Below are 19,482 nucleotides of genomic sequence, written 5' to 3'. Positions count from 1 at the left end.
ATTCTCGAGACAACGACAGCGTTGCAACTTTCATAACTTGTACAACGCGCTGCCAAAATAACTCGACCAACGTTAAATCCAAAACCCACAAAGCTGTACAACTCTTAACACTCTGCAAACTTAACGTACAACATCACCTAACAAACCAAGAGTTTAATACTGAAAATCAAATCGATGGCTTTACGGCATCACGCATTCTGTGTTTTTCCAGCCACTATTTTCCGAACCAGGAACTTATACTTGAAGTTAACCGCTGTAAAACTTATAGCACGCACTCTCCCATTACACTCAACAAGTCGCTCCTGTGACGCACGCACTTTTGATAAGGACCACCACCTCCATCGCTGATCAGCGCAAGCGACTGAATGACGAACAACACCCTTCAGATGGATAGCGGGCACACACCTGAAAAACGCAGATCAATGCACCAATGATGGCATTTTGAAAACTTTTTACCGTTGCCCCGGTCGATAGCAGGCAAGCGCTGTAAGCAGTTGTTTCGGGCAAGAACCATTTGGCTGATTTACACTGCGTTACCAACCTCATCTGTAACAAGGAAATAACCTATGGGCGTGCTAAATGAGTTCAAGGCCTTCGCGGTAAAAGGCAACGTGGTCGACATGGCCGTCGGTATCATCATCGGTGCCGCCTTCGGCAAGATCGTTTCGTCGTTTGTCGGCGACGTGGTCATGCCGCCAATCGGCCTGCTGATCGGTGGGGTGGATTTCAGTGATCTCGCCATTACGCTCAAGGCCGCCAGCGGCGACGCCCCCGCAGTGGTGCTGGCGTACGGTAAATTCATCCAGAGCATGATCGACTTCATCATCGTCGCGTTCGCGATTTTCATGGGCGTCAAAGCCATCAATCGCTTGAAGCGCGAAGAAGCCGTTGCGCCTACCCTGCCGCCGGTTCCGACCAAGGAAGAAGAGCTGTTGGGTGAGATTCGCGATCTGTTGAAGGCCCAGAACAATCGGCCTGAATGATCTGATGCGGATAAAAAAACGGCGCCTTCGTGACGCCGTTTTTTTTACCAGTAATTTTCCACCGCCACGTGCCCGGGGCGTCGGCTGAGACTCAAGTGCATGTCACGCTGTTTTAGCAGTTTTCGCGTGTCATCGATCATCTGCGGGTTGCCACACAGCATGCCCCTTGAATGCTCGGCCGTCAGTGCCACGCCTGCCGCCCGCTCCAGTTCGCCACTCTCTATCAAGGTGGTGATCCGGCCATTCAAGGCACCTGGATGCTGTTCGCGGGTGACGGTGGCAATGTACTGAAACTTGTGCGCGTACTCGGCCAGATAGTCACGCTGCATCAATTCCGCGATCAGTTCCTGATACGCCAGCTCCCGGGCTTCGCGCACGCTGTAGACCAGGATGATTCGCTCGAACTTCTCCCAGACCTCGAAGTCCTGCAGGATCGACAGAAACGGCGCCACGCCCGTGCCTGTGGATAACAACCAGAGATCACGCCCATCGATGAAGCGGTCAAGCGTCAGGTATCCAAAGGCCTGGCGGTCGACCAGCAGCGTATCGCCGACGCCCAGCCGACTCAGCTCACTGGTGAACTCGCCCCCCGGCACCACGATGGAAAAGAATTCGAGGAACTCGTCATAAGGCGAAGAAACCATGGAATAGGCACGCCACACAACGCTGCCGTCTGCCTTGGTCACGCCCAGACGGGCGAATTGCCCCGCACGAAAACGAAAGCCCGGGTCCCGTGTCGTGCGCAGGGTGAACAGGCTCGGGGTCAACGGCTTGACGTCGAGCAGGGTCTGGCGCGTGAATTTTTCTGCACTGGCAGTCATGGGGCGCTCCATTCAACAGATAGCATCCAGTGTCCCGCAAAGCGGGGAAAACAAACACCGACGATTTGTAGTGCCTTTTATTATCAACCTGAACATTACAAAGAGTATTTGATTTTTTTTGACGTACCATTCAGTTAATAAAACGGTTAATGAAATTAAACTCAACATTCAAAACCCGCCGTATTTTTAAAAACTCCATTAGAACTTGATATTTATTTTTTAAAGCGCAGTAAAGCCAAAAAATCTCACTTTTATGTAGGATTCGTCCTACACTCGGCTCGTGCAGGATTTCGGATCCAATCAGCACCCCGGCAGATTGTAAAATGGAGATACATGATGGAGCGGTGGAAGGAATCACAACTCAACCAACTATCGAGCACGAAGCATATTGATGCCGCGTACCCGATCGCACTTGAATTCGCGAAAAACATCGGGTTTAAATTTTTCGCTTTTTCAACCACTTATCAAACAAAAAACAACCAGCTCAACACTATCCGACACAACAATTACCCAACCATCTGGAACAAGTATTATGAACAGAAAAACTTAAGCTCGGTGGACCCGGTAGTAGCTCATTGCAATCACTCAATGCTGCCCATTATGTGGAGCGAAACTCTTTTCTCCAAGGTTCCTTCCCTGTGGGAGGCCTTGGAAACGCATGGTTTGCAGCACGGCTGGTCACAATCGCTGCATGACGAAGACAGCGGCCTGTGCAGCATTCTGAGCCTGGCAAGGAGCCATTGCCCGATCACGGCCCTGGAGCTGTATGAAAACCTCGGTTTCTCGGTATTCATGTGCCGTCATCTTCATGCGCTGATCGCGCAATCGCTGCCCAAGAAAATGCTGAAACCACCCGCTGCGCATTTATCTCCACGGGAAATCGACGTATTGGAACTGGCGGCAGCCGGCAAGACGGCTGAAGAAAGCGCGCGAATTCTCAACCTGAGCGCACGGACCATCCATTTCCACATTCAAAGCGTGATTTTGAAACTCGGAGTCAGCAACAAGATTGCCGCGATCATCGCCGCGATCAAGGCCGGTCACCTCAAAAGCACCTCGACACGTTGATCGATTAAAACCTGCGAGTAACGTACCATTTGCGATTCCTCCTGAGTGTTGACGTGTGAACCTTCACGACGCAGTGCACTCGGACGGCCTCGCCCGCTACAACGCCCCTGGGCCGCGGGATACCCGTTGATTTACCCAGAGCCCCGCCCCATGCCTTTGCTCGAAACACCCTTCGCCCGCCTCGACCTGATCCGCCAGCCAGAACAGCAGAACGAACCGCTGCAAGCGTTCGATGCCGCCGACGAATACCTGCTCAATCACCTGGCCGAACAACAACCGACTCCGGATACGCGTGTTTTGGTGCTCAACGACAGCTTTGGCGCATTGGCTGCCAGCCTCGCTGGCAAGGTTCAGGTGACCAGCAGCGGCGACTCGTTCCTGGCCTTTCAGGGCCTGGAAAAAAATCTGATCCGTAACGCTCAGGCATTTGATGCCGTGCCTCGCGTACCTGCCAGCGAAGCGTTTAGCGGCCCGTTTGATCGGGTCCTGATTCGTGTACCGAAAACCCTGGCCTTGCTGGAAGAACAACTGATCCGTCTGCAAAGCCAACTGGCGCCCGGCGCCCAAGTGATTGCCGGCGCCATGATCAAGCATCTGCCACGCGCCGCCGGGGATTTGCTGGAGCGCTACATCGGTCCGGTTCAAGCCTCGCTGGCGGTGAAAAAGGCTCGGCTGTTGATGACCACCGTTGAAGCCAAAGCACCCGCAACGTCGCCCTACCCGACTCGCTATCAGCTCGATGCGCCGGCGATTGAACTGCTCAACCACGCCAATGTGTTCTGCCGCGAAGGGCTGGATATCGGTACCCGAGCCTTTTTGCCGCACTTGCCGACAAACCTCGGCACGGCACGGGTCGCGGATCTGGGCTGCGGTAACGGCGTTTTGGCCATTGCCAGCGCTCTGCAAAACCCGCAGGCGCATTACACGCTGGTGGACGAATCCTTCATGGCCGTGCAATCGGCCGCCGAAAACTGGCGCGCGGCGCTGGGTGACCGGAACGTGATCGTGCGTGCCGGGGATGGTCTGGCCGGGCAGGAGCCGCAGTCACTGGACGTGGTGCTGTGCAACCCCCCGTTTCACCAACAACAAGTCGTGGGCGATTTCCTCGCCTGGCGGATGTTCCAGCAAGCGCGCGAAGCGCTGGTGGTGGGCGGCGCGCTGTACATCGTCGGCAACCGTCATCTGGGTTATCACAGCAAACTGGCGCGGTTGTTCCGTGGCGTCGAACAAGTGGCGGCCACACCGAAGTTCGTGATCCTCAAAGCCCGAAAATAATCCCGGACAAAAAAAACCCTCCAGCGCAGGAGGGTTGTAAATCCGTGCCGCAAGGCATCGGGATGGGATTTTGCGAATTCAGTGGGTCGACAGGCCTGCGGCATTCATGAACATGCGCATCAGGCTCGCAACGATGAACAGCGCCACCACACTGCCAGTCCAGATCATCGCCAGCCAGCCGAGCCGCTGCCAGAGCGGCTTTTTCTCTGCCGCCTGGATTTCTTCCAAAGTGTGTTTACCAGTCATGGCGTTCCAACCCTCCTCTTCAAGGTTGATGGCGTCAGTGATGACGCCATCGCGAGCAAGCTTGCTCCTACAGGATTAGTGGTAACCATCTTCATGGGTGACCTTGCCGCGGAACACGTAGTAGCTCCAGAAGGTGTAACCCAGGATGAACGGGATGATGAACAAGGTGCCGACCAACATGAAGCCCTGGCTTTGCGGCGGTGCGGCGGCGTCCCAGATCGAGATCGACGGCGGCACGATGTTCGGCCACAGGCTGATGCCCAGACCGCTGTAGCCGAGGAAGATCAGCACCAGCGTCAGCAGAAACGGCGTGTAGTGCGCATTGCGAGCCACAGCGCGGATCAGGCCGTACATGGTCACCAACACCAGAATCGGCACCGGCAGGAACCAGAACAGATTCGGCAACGTGAACCAGCGCGCGGCGATCTCCGCGTGAGCCAGCGGCGTCCAGATGCTGACGATACCAATCACCGCCAGCACCACGAACGCCAGCGGCCGCGCCAGGTTGTGCATCTGTTCCTGCAACTTGCCTTCGGTTTTCATGATCAGCCAAGTGCAACCGAGCAGCGCATAAGCCACCACCAACGCCACGCCGCAGAACATCGTGAACGGTGTCAGCCAGTCCAGTGACCCGCCGGCGAACTGACGGTTGACCACCGGCAGCCCATCGATGAACGCCCCCAACGCGACGCCTTGGAAGAAAGTCGCAGCGATGGAGCCACCAATGAACGCCTTGTCCCAGAGGTGGCGCTTGTCGTCCTTGGCCTTGAAGCGGAACTCGAACGCCACGCCGCGAAAGATCAGCCCGATCAGCATGAAAATCAGCGGCAGGTACAGCGCCGAGAGCACCACCGAATACGCCAGCGGGAAGGCGCCGAACAACGCCGCACCGCCCAGCACCAGCCAGGTCTCATTGCCGTCCCAGACCGGTGCGACGGTGTTCATCATCACGTCACGGTCGGTCTTGCCCGGAATGAACGGGAAGAGAATCCCGATGCCCAGGTCGAAGCCGTCCATGACCACGTACATCATGATGCCGAAGATGATGATCACGGCCCAGATCAGCGGAAGATCAATACCCATGACTCAAATCTCCTTGGTCAGGCTGGGGCTGTGGTCGTTTTCGGCGCCATCATCGTCAGCCGCAGACAGGGGACGCGCCGGTGTGCGTTTCTGGCCGGGACCACCGTCGTTGGTTTCCTTGCCTTCGTCGATCTTCGGCCCTTTGCGCACCAGGCGCATCATGTAGCCCAGACCGGCACCGAACAGCGCGAAATAGACCACGACGAACAGGATCAGCGTGATGCTCATCTGCATGAAGCTGTGATTGGAGGACGCATCCGCCGTGCGCATCAGGCCGTAGACGACCCAAGGCTGACGACCGATTTCAGTGGTAAACCAACCGGCGAGGATCGCGATCAGGCCGGACGGCCCCATCCACAATGCCAGGTACAGGAACGGTCGCGAGGTGTACAGCTTGTCGCTTTTGCGCAGCCACAGGCTCCACAGACCGGTAAAGATCATCAGCATGCCCAAGCCGACCATGATCCGGAACGACCAGAACACGATGGTCGAATTCGGCCGGTCTTCCGGCGGGAACTCCTTGAGCGCCGGCACCTGTTTGTCCAGCGAGTGCGTGAGGATCAGGCTGCCCAGGTACGGAATCTCGATGGCGAACTTGGTCCTCTCTTCTTTCATGTCCGGCCAGCCGAACAGGATCAGCGGGGTCGGTTCATCGCCGTGGTTTTCCCAGTGGCCTTCGATCGCGGCGATTTTCGCCGGTTGATGCTTCAACGTATTGAGACCGTGGAAGTCACCGATGACCGCCTGAATCGGCGCGACGATCAAGGCCATCCACATGGCCATCGAGAGCATGGTACGGATTGCCGGGTTGTCCTTGCCGCGCAGTAAATGCCAGGCCGCCGAGGAACCGACGAAGAATGCGGTCGCGACAAACGCGGCCGTCGCCATGTGCATCAGGCGGTACGGGAACGACGGGTTGAAGATCACCGCCAGCCAGTCGGTTGGAATTACCTGGCCGTTGACGATTTCGAAGCCCTGCGGGGTCTGCATCCAGCTGTTGGAAGCGAGAATCCAGAAGGTCGAGATCAGCGTGCCGATGGCGACCATGACCGTGGCGAAGAAGTGCAGATTGCGCCCGACCTTGTTCCAGCCGAACAGCATGACCCCAAGGAAACCGGCTTCAAGGAAGAACGCGGTCAGTACTTCGTACGTCAGCAACGGCCCGGTGACGGAACCGGCGAAGTCCGAAAAACGGCTCCAGTTGGTGCCGAACTGATAGGCCATGACCAGCCCGGAGACCACGCCCATGCCGAAGTTGACGGCAAAGATCTTCGACCAGAAGTGGTACAGATCGCGGTAGGTGTCGTTATTGGTTTTCAGCCACAGGCCTTCGAGTACCGCCAGGTAACTCGCCAGACCAATGGTGATGGCCGGGAACAGGATGTGGAACGAGATGGTGAACGCGAACTGAATTCGGGCGAGATCAAGCGCCTCCAAACCGAACATAAGTCTTCCTCTGTCAGGTAATACCGGCTGAAGGCTTGCGGCCTACACCCACGGCCCCCACGAATAGGAGTGTGGCGAATTTGAATTCGTTCTTCTTTTTACAAACATCACACGTAGGGAATTCGGCCATCTGGCCACCAGATCAATTCCGCAAAGGCCTTGATCTGGATCAAGCATGGGTAAAAGAGTAGTCCGGTTTTTGGCGATGGACGGTGTGGTCTTTTGCCGCGTGACAGGTTGCCTCATAGCCACAGTCATAGCTGGCAACACATTCCTGTGGGAGCGAGCCTGCTCGCGAAAGCGGTCTGTCTGTCCCTTATAGGTTGTATGTACCGACGCCTTCGCCGGCAAGCCGGTCTCGCTCCCACAGGGGATTTCAGGGATTTCGGGATCGGTGTCTAGCTAACTAAATTTCCTGCCTCTGCAACTTTTGGTTACAGGTTGGTGATAATCTCGGGCCTCCCCTCGCTCAAGATCTGCCTCCGATGCCCAGCCAAGCGCCTTTGCTGTTACGTCATCACCGCCCTTTCATCGCGTTCTGGCTGGCCCGGGTGTTTACCGCCAGCGGCTTTCAGATGCTCACCGTGGCCATCGGCTGGAACCTCTATCAACTGACCGGCAACGTGCTGGATCTGGGCCTGGTCGGCCTGGTGGAATTTGCCCCACGCGTGCTGTTCATGTTGCACACCGGGCATGTCGCCGACCGCTACGACCGGCGCAAAGTCGCGGCGATCTGTCAGTCGCTGCAAGCCTTGATTGCCTTGACCCTGGCGATTGGCGGCGCCACCGGCCATGTCACCCGGGAAATGATCTTCATCCTCGCGTTTCTGCTCGGCGCCGCGCGCTCCTTCGAGATGCCGACCACCCAGGCGCTGCTGCCAAGTATCGTTCCCTCCGCGCTGTTCCCCCGCGCCGTTGCCGCTGCACAGTCCGCCCAACAATCGGCGACCATCGTCGCGCCGGCCCTCGGCGGCTTGCTGTATGCCTTTGGCAGCGTCTGGGTCTACGGCCCGACCGTGATTCTCTATGTGATCGCCTGCCTGCTGATGCTCAACCTGCCCGCACGGCAAACGCCATTGAACAAAGGCAAGGCCACCCTGGACTCGCTGCTGGCGGGTATCCGCTTCATTCGCAGCCGACCGGATATTCTCGGGGCGATTTCTCTGGATCTGTTTGCCGTGCTGCTCGGCGGCGCGACGGCCTTGCTGCCGGTGTTTGCCAAGGACATTCTGCTGACCGGGCCATGGGGCCTGGGCTTGTTGCGTTCGGCTCCGGCAGTGGGCGCGTTGCTGATGTCGCTATGGCTGGCGCGGTTCTCCGTGGATCGCAAGGTCGGTCGGGTGATGTTCACCGCCGTCGGTGTATTCGGCGTCGCGACCATTGCGTTCGGCCTGTCCACTTCATTCTGGTTCTCGCTGGCGGTGCTGGTCGTGTTGGGCGCAGCAGACATGATCAGCATGGTGATCCGCGCGTCCTTCGTGCAACTGGAAACCCCGGATGAAATGCGCGGCCGGGTCAGCGCCGTCAACGGCCTGTTCATCGGCGCTTCGAACCAGCTGGGCGAGTTCGAATCCGGTCTCACCGCCCATTGGTTCGGCACCGTGCCGGCGGTGGTCATGGGCGGCATCGGCACGCTGGTGGTGACCGGGGTCTGGATCAAACTGTTTCCGACCCTGGCCAACCGGGATCGCATGCATGTGCCAGTGGAAGAAGCCAAGGTTTGAAATACTGAGGCAGAGCACAAATTTGCCGACCAGGTGCAATACATAGATAGTGCATTGAGTGTAATGTAACGCCTTACACTCAACCCATGATCAAATCCTTTCAGCACAAAGGCCTTCGCGGTTTCTATGAAACAGGTTCGACGCGTGGAATCCGGGCAGACCATGCAAAGCGTCTGTCTCGGATGCTGCAATTCATGGACCGCGCAATGGCACCGGGTGACCTCGATCTACCGGGATGGCGATTACACCCGCTCAGGGGCGAATTGGCCGAGTTCTGGGCACTGAGCGTTTCAGGAAACTGGCGGGTTATTTTTCGTTTTATCGGTTCGGATATCGAGTTGGTCGACTATCTGGACTACCACTGACAGGAGGCAGGACATGCCCATGCACAACCCGCCACACCCTGGCGAAACACTGTTGATGGACGTCCTGCCCGAACTGGGCATCAGCGTGACGGAACTTGCCCGGCATTTGGGGTTTGCACGCCCTCACCTTTCGCGGGTGCTGCATGGCCATGCGCCGATCAGTCCAGACCTGGCAGTCCGTCTGGAGCGGGCCGGAATTGGTAAGGCGCGGATATGGCTAGGGGTTCAGACCGACTACGATCTCTGGCAAGCAGAGCAGCGGGAGCAACCGGTCATCAAACCCCTCGCAGTCCACGCCTGACACGTTCTAAACCATCAACTCCCCCGCCACCGTCGCACGCATGGCCTTGCCGCAAAGTTGTTCCACCAGTGTCAGGGCAAACTCCAAAGCGCCGCCTGAACCTTGAGCGGTCACGCAGTTGCCGTCGACCACCACCGGTTGGTCGACGAAGTTGCAACCCGACAGTTGATGACTAGCGGTCGGCAGGCACGTCATCCGCCGTTGACGCAGGACGCCAAAGGCCTGAAGTGCCAGGGCCGGGGCTTCGGCGATGCCGGCGAACAGACGGCCGGCTGCCGCCTGATCCTTGATCAATTGCTGCAAGGGTTGATGGCCTGCCAGATGTTGCGCGCCGACGGCACCGCCAGGCAGCGCGACCAGGTCGAACGGCTGGGCCAGCAAATCCACCAGCATTGCATCGGCCGTCACGCGGGTGCCGCGGGCACAGGTGAGCATGCGCCGGCCCTCGATGCTGGCCACCACCACTTCAACCTTGGCGCGGCGCAGCACATCGATCAGCGTCACGGTTTGCAGGTCATCGATGCCCTCGGCGAGGGTAATCAGGGCTCTAAAGGTCATGGGCGCAATCCACAGGATGATCTTTAAAGCGTAGTCAGCTTTCCTGACCCTTGTTCGAGCCGGCCGTTACTTGATGTAAAGCTGCGTCGACAGCGTGTTGCCCGGCGCATTGATGGACGTGTTGCTGAAGGTGAACGTGCCTTCTTGCTTGCCGGCCAGATCGAAGACATACAGATAGCCCACGGTTTTTCTGCCGACGGTGCAATCGGTCAGGTTGCCGTTATCAAAGGCGCAGATCGGGGTTCGGGTGCCGTCCACATCAAAACCGTCCAGCCCGACTTGCGCCTTGCGGCCATAGCCGACTTCCAGCACGTAGATCTTGATGCTCGGCCCGCTGTGATCGCAGCGTGTTGCCTCCTGCCCCTCGCCAATGTCTTCAAACCCACAGGCTGGCGACTCGACCTTGAGCACCTTGACCTGGCTCAACGGCGCCGCCGAGGCAGCCGAAGCGGTTTGCGCCCCCAGCATCAAGGCAATCAATACTCCAAATACGTTAACCAGACGCTTTTTCATGCAATCCCCATGTCCCCCAAAACCAGCGCGCAGTATGGCGCACTTGGCTTTAACGCAAAACATCGACGACGATCACCACCATAAGCAGCCACAACCCCACGCGGCTGGTATGATGCGCGGCTTTTTCCGACCCACAGAAAATTACCAGGCGCCTGCAGCGGTCTGTGCTTTGCTGTTGAGGTCGATACATTCACGGCGCCGGGCGCGCCACGGGGAGCAGACATGCTGGAAAGGCTGTTTCAACTCAAGGCACACAACACCAACGTGCGGACCGAGATTCTTGCGGGCGTCACGACCTTCCTGGCCATGGCCTACATTCTGTTCGTCAACCCGAGCATCCTCGGCGAGACCGGCATGGACAAAGGTGCGGTGTTTGTCGCCACCTGTCTGGCAGCCGCCATCGGCTCCACGACCATGGGCCTGATCGCCAACTACCCGATCGCCCTCGCACCGGGCATGGGCCTGAACGCCTTCTTTACCTACACCGTGGTCCTGCACATGGGCCACACCTGGCAAGTGGCGCTGGGCGCGGTATTCATCTCGGCAGTGTGCTTCTTCCTGCTGTCGATCTTCCGCATCCGGGAATGGATCATCAACAGCATCCCGCTGCCGCTGCGTTCGGCGATTGCTGCCGGTATCGGCCTGTTCCTGGCGCTGATCGCCCTGCACAACGCCGGCATCGTGGTCAGCAATCCGGCGACCATGGTCGGCCTCGGTGACCTGAAACAACCGGCACCGATCCTCGCCACCCTGGGTTTTGCCCTGATCGTTGCCCTTGAAGCCCTCGCCGTGCGCGGTGCGGTGCTGATCGGGATTCTGGTCGTGACCATTGCGTCGATTGCCCTCGGTTTCACCCCGTTCGGCGGCGTGATGTCGATGCCGCCATCGCTGGCGCCGACCTTCCTGCAACTGGACATCAAGGGTGCACTGGACATCGGTCTGGTCAGCGTCATCTTCGCCTTCCTGTTCGTCGACCTGTTCGACAACTCCGGCACTCTGATCGGCGTCGCCAAACGCGCCGGCCTGATGGGCAAGGACGGCCACATGCCGAAAATGGGCCGCGCGCTGATCGCGGACAGCACCGCGGCCATGGCCGGTTCGTTGCTGGGTACGTCGACCACCACCAGTTACATCGAATCCGCAGCGGGCGTGAGCGCCGGTGGCCGCACCGGTCTGACGGCCATTGTGGTGGCGATCCTGTTCCTGCTGGCGCTGTTCTTCTCGCCACTGGCCGCCAGTGTTCCGGCATTTGCCACGGCGCCGGCACTGCTGTTCGTCGCAGTCCTGATGACTTCCGGCCTGGCCGAAATAGACTGGGACGACATCACCGTTGCCGCACCGGTCGTGGTCACTGCGCTGGCCATGCCATTCACTTACTCCATCGCCAACGGCATCGCCTTCGGTTTCATTTCCTGGACCGCCATCAAGCTGCTGTCCGGTCGCGGCCGTGAGCTGAACCCGGCGCTGGTGATTCTGTCGATTCTGTTTGTGATCAAGTTGGGTTGGTTCAACGCATGACTTTTGATTCCCAGGCTTACACCGTTCAGCTCGAAGAAAAGGTCACGCGCCTGCGCGACCTGCTGGCCCCGTTCGATGCGCCTGAGCCAGCCGTATTTGACTCGCCGCTGAAGAACTTCCGCCTGCGTGCCGAATTCCGCCTGTGGCGTGAAGCCGGCGAGCGTCACTACGCGATGTTTTCCCAGGAAGACAAACGCACGCCGATCCTGATCGAAGAGTTCCCGATTGCCAGCCTGCGCATCAATCAACTGATGCCGCAGCTCAAGGCCGCGTGGAAAGCCAGTGCGGCCCTGAGCCACAAGCTGTTTCAGGTGGAGTTCCTGACCACCCTGGCCGGCGATGCAATGATCACGTTGTGCTACCACCGTCCACTGGACGAACACTGGCACGCGGCGGCATCGAAGCTGGCAGCCGACTTGAACGTCAGCGTGATTGGTCGCTCGAAAGGCAAACGCGAAGTCATCGGCCACGATTACGTCGTCGAAAAACTTGAAGTCGGTGGCCGCACGTTCAGCTACCGCCAGCCGGAAGGCGCGTTCACTCAGCCCAACGGCACCGTGAACCAGAAGATGTTGAACTGGGCTTTTGACGCACTCGGCGATCGTCCCGACGATCTGTTGGAGCTGTATTGCGGCAACGGCAACTTCACGCTGCCGCTCGCGACCCGCGTACGCAAAGTGCTGGCCACCGAGATCAGCAAGACCTCAGTCAACGCAGCGCTGAGCAACCTCAGCGAAAACGCGGTGGATAACGTCACGCTGGTGCGCCTGTCCGCTGAAGAGCTGACCGAAGCCCTGAACGAAGTTCGCCCGTTCCGTCGCCTGCACGGCATCGACCTCAAGAGCTACGAGTTCGGCAGCGTCTTCGTCGACCCGCCTCGCGCCGGCATGGACCCGGACACCTGCGAGTTGACCCGACGCTTCGACAATATCCTGTACATCTCCTGCAACCCGGAAACCCTCGCGGCCAACATCGCCCAGTTGCACGACACCCACCGCATTACCCAATGCGCAATGTTCGACCAGTTCCCGTGGACTCACCACATGGAATCCGGGGTGTTGTTGACCCGGCGTTGATTGCAGCCGTTCGATACAAAACAGCCGTCATTTCGACGGCTTTTTTGTGCGTGCTCATTCGGTGATTTCTGGCTTGCGCGGACGTCCGCCCTTGCGACCATTGGCTCGCGCCGCCTCCGCTTTGGCGGCGCTGCTTTGGCGACCATTGCGAGAAGCGATGACCGAGGCGGCCATGTCCATCAGCGGCTTGCTCGCCGAGATCATGCCAGCGATGGATACATGCAAATCCTTGCCCTCATGGCAGAGGGCGGCTCCGGAAAAACCGACTTTCAGGTCGGCGAAATCCTCGACCTCGAATCCATCGAACTCCGGATAGTGCTGCACCGGCAGCAGCACCCCACTGCCATCAACGAAACTGACTGCCAGACACGGCTCCACAAAGGACACGGCCGTCACCTGAAAACCACCTTTGTGACGCGCTTGCCCACGACGGATGGCCGTATCCAGCGCGGCTTCTGTCACAGGCCGATCCGCCAGTGTTTTCGCCTCTATCGATTTCATAACTTGATCTCCACACCCTCCGAAACGCCAAACAGCGCCAGCAAGGTCTTGTTCGTCTCGGGCTCATAGCAAGCCGAATAAATCATGTTGGTCGCACTGGCAATCCTTTTCACCACGGCGACTTCGCTGGTCTGCCAGTCCCATATCTGATGATTGAGGCAGACCGTGTGCAGCTTTTCCCACCAGATCTTACGGGCACGACGCAAATGAGCAGGCTGTCGGAGTGCGTGACGCAAGCCTTCCAGCACGGCGGCAGGTGGCCGGTTGGAAGAGGCACCACATCCCACAGCTCTACGCCGTTGTGCCAAAAGCAGAACTTGAAGCGTGCGCTCCAGGCTCCGGCGTCTACATGCGTATGCGGTGGGCAGTGTTCATCGCGCAACATGATCACCATTGAAAGCCCTTTGTAGCTGAACAATTTCATGCTAACCCATCCGTTAGGTTAATGAGCCCAATGACCCGTCATTCCCTTGAAAATCCGATAACCGGTGCAAGCCTTCACGTTATCGCCCGAACTTGAGGCTAGCGTTCCAACTCGCATCGGGCGTGGCGATACGCTGCAAAAATGGTAAGCAATCCTTTCCGCAATTTGATAAACACTGCATCAAGTCCTTCATTTGATCCCCGGTGTAATCAATCATGCAGCGAACATTCGACGATCTTCAGCTCGGCAGCATCGAACTGTTTTGCCTCGCCGCTGAAGCTGGCAGCTTTACCGCCGCCGCGCTGGTCGCTGGCGTGACGCCGGCAGCGGTGAGTCGTTCCGTATCGCGCATGGAGGAACGCTTGGGTGTGCGGCTGTTCGCGCGCACCACTCGCAGCGTCAAACTGACGGATAGCGGGCGCCGGTATTACGAAGAATGTCGTCAGGCGCTGGCGCAATTGGTCGAGGCCCAACGCGAAGTGATGGGCCAGCAGCAAGAGCCTTCCGGCACCCTGCGCATCAGTATTCCCACGACGTATGCGCATCACCGGATCCTGCCGTTGCTGCCGGCGTTTCGGGAGCGTTTTCCGCAGGTGAAAGTCGAGTCGCACATCAGCAATCGCAACATCGATTTCGTCGGTGAAGGCTATGACCTGGCCATCCGCGTGCGGGCGATTCCGGATTCCGGGCTGATCGCCCGGCAACTGGAGGACGCGCAATTGGTGATGATCGCCAGCCCCGATTACCTGAAGCGCGCGGGCACGCCGCAAACCCTGGACGACCTGAAAAATCATGAATGCATCCAGTACGATTTGCCCAGCAGCGGTCGGCGGATTGCCTGGCTGTTCAACGACGATGGCGTGCAGCGCGAGATTCTCGCCGAGGGCGATCTTAGTTGTTCCGACGACGTGCTGGGCGGTGTGACCCTGGCCAAACATGGGGCGGGTCTATTCCAGACCTATCGTTTTATCGTCGAAAAAGAGCTGGCCGATGGCTCGCTGGTGGAAATCCTCAAACCTTACGGCGGACGGTCACGACCATTCACCCTGCTTTACCCGCAAAGCCGCCATGTGCCTCTGCGATTACGGGCGTTTATTGATTTTCTGATCGAGCATTTGCCGCGTTGAGATGCCGAAACCGTCCGATCACCGCACACAAACCTCCGTCTTGGCGCCTGTTCAATTGACCAAATTAACCATCTAGTACAATTTATCTCCACAGGCTGAAGCATCAGCCCATGCCAAAAATAATATGTGGAGAGACCCTGATGAACCCTATCGTTCTGGTGCTCAACGGCCCGAACCTGAACCTGCTCGGCACCCGTGAACCGGTAACTTACGGCCACGAAACCCTGGCGGATATCGCAGCGTTGTGCGGCCGGGCCGCCGAAGAGTTCGGCCTGGCGGTGGAGTTTCGCCAGACCAACCATGAAGGCGAACTGCTCGACTGGATTCACGCCGCCCGCGGCCGTTGCGCCGGGATCGTCATCAACCCCGCCGCCTGGACCCACACCTCGGTCGCTATTCGTGATGCCTTGGTCGCCAGCGAATTGCCGGTGATCGAAGTCCACCTGTCCAACGTCCATGCTCGTGAACCTTTCCGCCACCACTCCTTTGTTTCAGCCATTGCCACCGCAGTAATGGCCGGTTTCGGCAGCCACGGCTATCGCCTGGCGCTGGAGCATTTCAGCCTGCGCTTGAAAGGGTGAACGCCGTGACTCAGAACAACGCGGTACTGGCCGGGCTGATCGGCGCCGGCATTCAGGCGTCCCGTACGCCCGCACTGCATGAACATGAAGGCGACGCCCAGGGTGTGCGTTACCTCTACCGCCTGATCGATCTAGATCAGTTGAAACTCGACAGCAGCGCCCTGCCCGACCTGTTGATGGCGGCGGAACGTATGAACTTCACCGGTCTGAACATCACGTTTCCGTGCAAGCAGTCGATCATCCCTCTGCTCGACGAATTGTCGCCGGAAGCCCGCGGTATCGGCGCGGTGAACACGGTGGTGTTGAAGGACGGCAGACGCATCGGCCACAACACCGATTGCCTGGGATTTGCCGAAGGTTTTCGCCGTGGCTTGCAGGGCGTTGCCCTTGAGCGTGTCGTCCAGATGGGCGCCGGTGGTGCCGGTGCAGCAGTGGCCCACGCGCTATTGAGCGAAGGCGTACAGCGGTTGAGCATTTTCGATGTGGAAATCAGTCGCGCGCAGAGTCTGGCGGACAATCTCAATCAGCATTTCGGCGCTGGCCGAGCCGTGGCGGGTCATGATTTGCCGAACACGCTGGCTCAGGCTGACGGCCTGGTAAACACCACGCCCATGGGCATGAAAAAACTGCCTGGCATGCCGGTCCCGGTGGAGTTGCTAAGGCCACAGTTGTGGGTGGCGGAGATCGTGTACTTCCCGCTGGAAACCGAACTGCTGCGCAACGCCCGCGCCTTGGGATGCCGGACACTGGATGGCGGCAACATGGCGGTGTTTCAGGCGGTGAAGGCGTTTGAATTGTTCAGCGGCGTGGTGCCGGATGCGCAACGAATGCTCGCGCATTTTCAAAGCATGAATAGCTGAAAAGCTTCGCGGGCAAGCCTCGCTCCTACAGATCAACGCAAAACCTGTAGGAGCGAGGCTCGCCCGCGAAGGCGTCAGGCCTGCAGGTATCGCAACACCGACTCGCAAATCATCTCTCGATGACGCTGCTTGATGCTTTCGTCCGGCAGGTCGATCTGAAAAATCTCACCAAACGTATGGCGGTTCGACACGCGATAGAAGCAGAACGAACTGATCAACAGATGCACATCCAGCGGCTCAAGCCCCGCCCGGAACACACCTTCTTCAGCCCCGCGACGCAATATCACGCCAAGTGAATCAAGAATGGTGTTGTTCATCGCCTTGATCGCATCGGAGCGCTTCACGAATTCGGCATTGTGAATGTTCTCGATGCTGACGATGCGCACGAAATCGACATTGCGATCATGGTGATCGAAGGTGAATTCCACCAACCGCCGAATCGCCTCCACCGGCGCCAATTCGGCCAGGTGCAGGCGGTTTTCGGTGCTGCGGATATCGCCGTAGAGCTTCTCCAGCACCTCGATGTAGAGCTGTTCCTTACTGCCGAAGTAGTAATAGATCATGCGTTTTGAGGTGTGGATACGCTCGGCGATCGCATCGACGCGAGCGCCGGAAAGCCCCTGCTGGACGAACTCTACAATGGCCTCTTGAAGAATGTTCTCGCGGGTCTTTTCCGGGTTGTTCTTGCGACTCTTGCGTGGCTCGGCCAAGGGTTCGTCGGGCGCTACGGAGAGTTCTGATGTCATTGTCATTGCGGGCTCACGGCCATCACTGCACAGGCTGGCGATTATGAGCCGCACGGCACAGTGAAGGAAGCCGCGCGGCAGCGGTTTAACCTCGCGTTTACGAAATTGCTACAACTTCGCCTGACGAACGGCGCCGCTGCGGGACTTGGCCATCGCCGCCAGCCGCACCGCCACATTCGCCGCACCGTAACCGGCATAGCCGTTTTTACGCTGGATGATTTCAAAGAAGAACCGCCCTTCGAACGGCTCGGTGTAAACGTGGAACAGCTCACCGCCCTGGGCATCACGGTCGTAGAGCACGTTGTAGTAAGCCAGTTCGCTGAGGAATTCGTCGTCGAAATCGAACCGCGCCGCCAGGTCATCGTAATAGTTGAGCGGGATATCCAGCAGCGGTACGCCCGCCTCCTTGGCCCGACGGACTTCGGCAAAGATATCGTCGCAGTCAAACGCGATGTGATGCACACCGGAGCCGCGATAACTCGACAGCGCGTGTGAGATCGCGGTGTTGCGGTTCTCGGAAATGTTCAGCGGCAAGCGGATCGAGCTGTCGCGGCTACGCAGTGCCCGGCTCTTTACCAGACCATACGGATCGGGCAGCACTACTTCGTCATCGGCCTCGAAATCCAGCAGGCTTTTGTAGAACAGCACCCAACTGTCGAGGCTGTCGGCCGGCAACGCCATGGCCATGTGGTCGATGCGCTTGAGGCCACCGCTGGCCGTTTCCGTCGGTTGCAGATTGAAGTCGGTGCCGTAGACGTCGGCGTCCTGGTCCACCAGGTAAATCAGGCTGCCATCCGGCGCGCGCACCGCAGCCAGCTCCAGCTCATTGGGGCCGACCAGTCCGCGATAAGGCTGACCTTTGTAAGCCACGGCCCGGGCCAGCGCGCTGGCGCTGTCATTGACCCGCACCGCAGTGGCGCAAAGCGACGGGCCATGCGCTTCGAAAAAGCTATGGGCAAACGAGTAGGGCTCGGAGTTGAGAATCAGGTTGATGTCGCCCTGACGCATCAGGCTCACACTTTTTGAACGGTGTTGGCCGGCCTTGACGAAGCCCAGCCGCTCCAGCCAATGAGAAAGCCTGGCGCCGAGGCTTTCGTCCACGGCGAACTCAAGAAATTCGATGCCGTTGTATTCACTGGCCTTCGGCGTCTCGAACAGAATGTCCGGGCTGGCCGTGGGTTTGGTTTCCTGCGCCAGCCGCTCGCGGGTCTTCTCTTCCAGGTACAGCAACGAACGCAAACCATCGGCGGCGTTGGCCCGTGGCGGTGCGGCGCGGAAGCCGTCGTTGAAGATCTCGAGCGACAACGGCCCGGTGTAGCCACTTTTGATGATCGGCGCGAGGAACCCCGGCAAATCGAATTCGCCCTGGCCCGGGAAGCAGCGGAAATGCCGGCTCCATTCCAACACGTCCATGGCCAGGATCGGCGCGTCAGCCATTTGCACGAAGAAAATTTTCTCGCCGGGAATGTCGGCGATGGCACTCGGATCGCCCTTGAGCGACAACGTGTGGAAACTGTCCAGCAACACGCCCAGACTTGGGTGGTCCGCCTGGCGAACGATGTTCCACACCTGCTGCCAGGTGTTGACGTGTCGGCCCCAGGCCAACGCCTCGTAACCGATTCGCAGGCCACGCGCACCGGCGTGTTCGGCCAACAGGCGCAGGTCGTCGATGAGGATTTGCTCATCACCCACGGAATCGGCGGAAGCGTTGCTGCACACCAGCACCAGGTCAGTGCCCAGTTCCTGCATCAGGTCGAACTTGCGCTCGGCCCGCTCCAGATTTCGCGGCAGGCGGTCGCGGCGGCAGCCTTCGAAATCACGGAACGGTTGAAACAGCGTGATGGCGATCCCGAGATCGGCGCACATCTGTTTAATTTCCCGAGGACTGCCGTCGTAATAGAGCAGGTCGTTCTCGAAAATCTCCACCCCGTCGAAACCGGCGGCGGCAATGGCTTCGAGTTTTTCCGGCAGGGTACCGCTCAAGGACACGGTGGCAATGGAACGCTGCATGTTTCGACTCCCGGTGGTGGAGACTGTCTTGTTAGAGGTTTTGTAGGAGCCGGCTTGCTGCGGGCGGCGTTCCGACGATGGCGATTTCGCGGACGCCATCGCCGGCAAGCCGGCTCCTACAGGGACCGCGTTTTTCATGGAGTAAATTATTGGCTGTAGTATCGAGCACAGCAATTCAAAGTGTACTATCCGGTTAGTTTTCCGTGCGATTATCGAACACAATGGCCTTTGGCGAATTGACGATTTTTCGTCCACT

20 protein-coding genes and 1 pseudogene are annotated in these 19,482 nt (G+C 58.5%); 11 read left to right on the top strand and 10 right to left on the bottom strand.

Annotated features, from left to right (window positions below):
- Positions 1–566 precede the first annotated feature (566 nt).
- Positions 567–983, top strand: coding sequence for a large-conductance mechanosensitive channel protein MscL (gene mscL / locus J4E42_RS14700; RefSeq protein ID WP_008040320.1), 417 nt, complete (start codon positions 567–569; stop codon positions 981–983).
- A 44-nt stretch (positions 984–1,027) separates the two neighbouring features.
- Here the strand turns inward: mscL and J4E42_RS14695 are convergent, their stop codons facing one another.
- Positions 1,028–1,804, bottom strand: coding sequence for a ferredoxin--NADP reductase (locus J4E42_RS14695; protein WP_008040319.1), 777 nt, complete (start codon positions 1,802–1,804; stop codon positions 1,028–1,030).
- Between the two features lie 336 nt (positions 1,805–2,140).
- On the opposite strand from J4E42_RS14695, the gene J4E42_RS14690 reads away from it, so the two are divergent.
- Positions 2,141–2,872 (top strand): LuxR family transcriptional regulator, encoded by a 732-nt coding sequence (locus J4E42_RS14690; protein WP_008040318.1) that lies wholly within the window; start codon positions 2,141–2,143, stop codon positions 2,870–2,872.
- Positions 2,873–3,022: 150 nt separating this feature from the next.
- Positions 3,023–4,147 carry a methyltransferase gene (locus J4E42_RS14685; RefSeq protein WP_207285515.1) on the top strand — a complete coding sequence of 375 codons (1,125 nt, stop codon included), beginning with the start codon at positions 3,023–3,025 and terminating at the stop codon, positions 4,145–4,147.
- A gap of 78 nt (positions 4,148–4,225) precedes the next feature.
- Here J4E42_RS14685 and J4E42_RS14680 read toward each other — a convergent pair whose 3' ends face one another.
- The 3 genes from J4E42_RS14680 to J4E42_RS14670 form a co-directional block, all read right to left on the bottom strand.
- Positions 4,226–4,393 (bottom strand): DUF2474 domain-containing protein, encoded by a 168-nt coding sequence (locus tag J4E42_RS14680; protein WP_192418926.1) that lies wholly within the window; start codon positions 4,391–4,393, stop codon positions 4,226–4,228.
- A gap of 75 nt (positions 4,394–4,468) precedes the next feature.
- Entirely contained in the window at positions 4,469–5,476 is a 1,008-nt protein-coding gene (gene cydB / locus J4E42_RS14675; RefSeq protein ID WP_008028900.1) for a cytochrome d ubiquinol oxidase subunit II, read from the bottom strand.
- 3 nt (positions 5,477–5,479) lie between these two features.
- Complete coding sequence (locus J4E42_RS14670) at positions 5,480–6,922, bottom strand: cytochrome ubiquinol oxidase subunit I (RefSeq protein ID WP_207285514.1); 1,443 nt, start codon at positions 6,920–6,922, stop codon at positions 5,480–5,482.
- Positions 6,923–7,407: 485 nt separating this feature from the next.
- Here J4E42_RS14670 and J4E42_RS14665 point away from each other — a divergent pair, with 485 nt between their 5' ends.
- From J4E42_RS14665 to J4E42_RS14655, 3 genes are all read left to right on the top strand, one after another.
- Positions 7,408–8,646: an MFS transporter gene (locus J4E42_RS14665; protein ID WP_207285513.1), complete on the top strand. Its 1,239-nt coding sequence runs from the start codon at positions 7,408–7,410 to the stop codon at positions 8,644–8,646.
- Positions 8,647–8,732: 86 nt separating this feature from the next.
- Positions 8,733–9,011: a type II toxin-antitoxin system RelE/ParE family toxin gene (locus tag J4E42_RS14660; protein WP_192228017.1), complete on the top strand. Its 279-nt coding sequence runs from the start codon at positions 8,733–8,735 to the stop codon at positions 9,009–9,011.
- Positions 9,012–9,024: 13 nt separating this feature from the next.
- Positions 9,025–9,312 carry a HigA family addiction module antitoxin gene (locus J4E42_RS14655; RefSeq protein ID WP_207285512.1) on the top strand — a complete coding sequence of 96 codons (288 nt, stop codon included), beginning with the start codon at positions 9,025–9,027 and terminating at the stop codon, positions 9,310–9,312.
- A 6-nt stretch (positions 9,313–9,318) separates the two neighbouring features.
- On the opposite strand, the gene J4E42_RS14650 is transcribed toward J4E42_RS14655, so the two are convergent.
- Together J4E42_RS14650 and J4E42_RS14645 are read right to left on the bottom strand one after the other, a co-directional pair.
- Positions 9,319–9,870 carry a DJ-1 family glyoxalase III gene (locus tag J4E42_RS14650; RefSeq protein ID WP_207285511.1) on the bottom strand — a complete coding sequence of 184 codons (552 nt, stop codon included), beginning with the start codon at positions 9,868–9,870 and terminating at the stop codon, positions 9,319–9,321.
- Between the two features lie 66 nt (positions 9,871–9,936).
- Entirely contained in the window at positions 9,937–10,383 is a 447-nt protein-coding gene (locus J4E42_RS14645; RefSeq protein WP_207285510.1) for a DUF4879 domain-containing protein, read from the bottom strand.
- A 222-nt stretch (positions 10,384–10,605) separates the two neighbouring features.
- Here J4E42_RS14645 and J4E42_RS14640 point away from each other — a divergent pair, with 222 nt between their 5' ends.
- Entirely contained in the window at positions 10,606–11,901 is a 1,296-nt protein-coding gene (locus tag J4E42_RS14640; RefSeq protein WP_008028910.1) for an NCS2 family permease, read from the top strand.
- The gene (gene trmA, locus J4E42_RS14635; RefSeq protein ID WP_008040292.1) at positions 11,898–12,977 is read left to right on the top strand and encodes a tRNA (uridine(54)-C5)-methyltransferase TrmA; all 1,080 of its coding nucleotides are present in this window, start codon (positions 11,898–11,900) and stop codon (positions 12,975–12,977) included. Before J4E42_RS14640 ends, trmA begins: the two co-directional genes overlap by 4 nt.
- A gap of 54 nt (positions 12,978–13,031) precedes the next feature.
- On the opposite strand, the gene J4E42_RS14630 is transcribed toward trmA, so the two are convergent.
- A complete protein-coding gene (locus J4E42_RS14630; RefSeq protein ID WP_207285509.1) occupies positions 13,032–13,478 on the bottom strand; it encodes a DUF2442 domain-containing protein in 447 nt (148 codons plus the stop codon).
- Positions 13,475–13,902: pseudogene (locus J4E42_RS14625) on the bottom strand (DUF4160 domain-containing protein). The gene J4E42_RS14630 and the pseudogene J4E42_RS14625 overlap by 4 nt, the downstream one beginning before the upstream one ends.
- A gap of 215 nt (positions 13,903–14,117) precedes the next feature.
- On the opposite strand from J4E42_RS14625, the gene J4E42_RS14620 reads away from it, so the two are divergent.
- From J4E42_RS14620 to J4E42_RS14610, 3 genes are all read left to right on the top strand, one after another.
- On the top strand, positions 14,118–15,029 hold the full coding sequence (locus J4E42_RS14620) for a LysR family transcriptional regulator (protein ID WP_008028916.1): 912 nt from the start codon (positions 14,118–14,120) through the stop codon (positions 15,027–15,029).
- A gap of 140 nt (positions 15,030–15,169) precedes the next feature.
- The gene (aroQ, locus tag J4E42_RS14615; RefSeq protein WP_207285508.1) at positions 15,170–15,610 is read left to right on the top strand and encodes a type II 3-dehydroquinate dehydratase; all 441 of its coding nucleotides are present in this window, start codon (positions 15,170–15,172) and stop codon (positions 15,608–15,610) included.
- A gap of 5 nt (positions 15,611–15,615) precedes the next feature.
- A complete protein-coding gene (locus J4E42_RS14610) occupies positions 15,616–16,470 on the top strand; it encodes a shikimate dehydrogenase (protein ID WP_207285507.1) in 855 nt (284 codons plus the stop codon).
- Between the two features lie 74 nt (positions 16,471–16,544).
- On the opposite strand, the gene J4E42_RS14605 is transcribed toward J4E42_RS14610, so the two are convergent.
- Together J4E42_RS14605 and quiC are read right to left on the bottom strand one after the other, a co-directional pair.
- On the bottom strand, positions 16,545–17,222 hold the full coding sequence (locus J4E42_RS14605; protein WP_008028922.1) for a TetR family transcriptional regulator: 678 nt from the start codon (positions 17,220–17,222) through the stop codon (positions 16,545–16,547).
- A 102-nt stretch (positions 17,223–17,324) separates the two neighbouring features.
- The gene (gene quiC, locus J4E42_RS14600) at positions 17,325–19,226 is read right to left on the bottom strand and encodes a 3-dehydroshikimate dehydratase QuiC (protein WP_207285506.1); all 1,902 of its coding nucleotides are present in this window, start codon (positions 19,224–19,226) and stop codon (positions 17,325–17,327) included.
- Between the last annotated feature and the right edge of the window lie 256 nt (positions 19,227–19,482).

It is taken from the genome of Pseudomonas sp. FW300-N2A2 (genome assembly GCF_017351735.1).
In the GTDB taxonomy this organism is placed as follows: Bacteria; Pseudomonadota; Gammaproteobacteria; order Pseudomonadales; family Pseudomonadaceae; genus Aquipseudomonas; species Aquipseudomonas migulae.
This window is presented reverse-complemented; position numbering and strand designations above follow the sequence as displayed.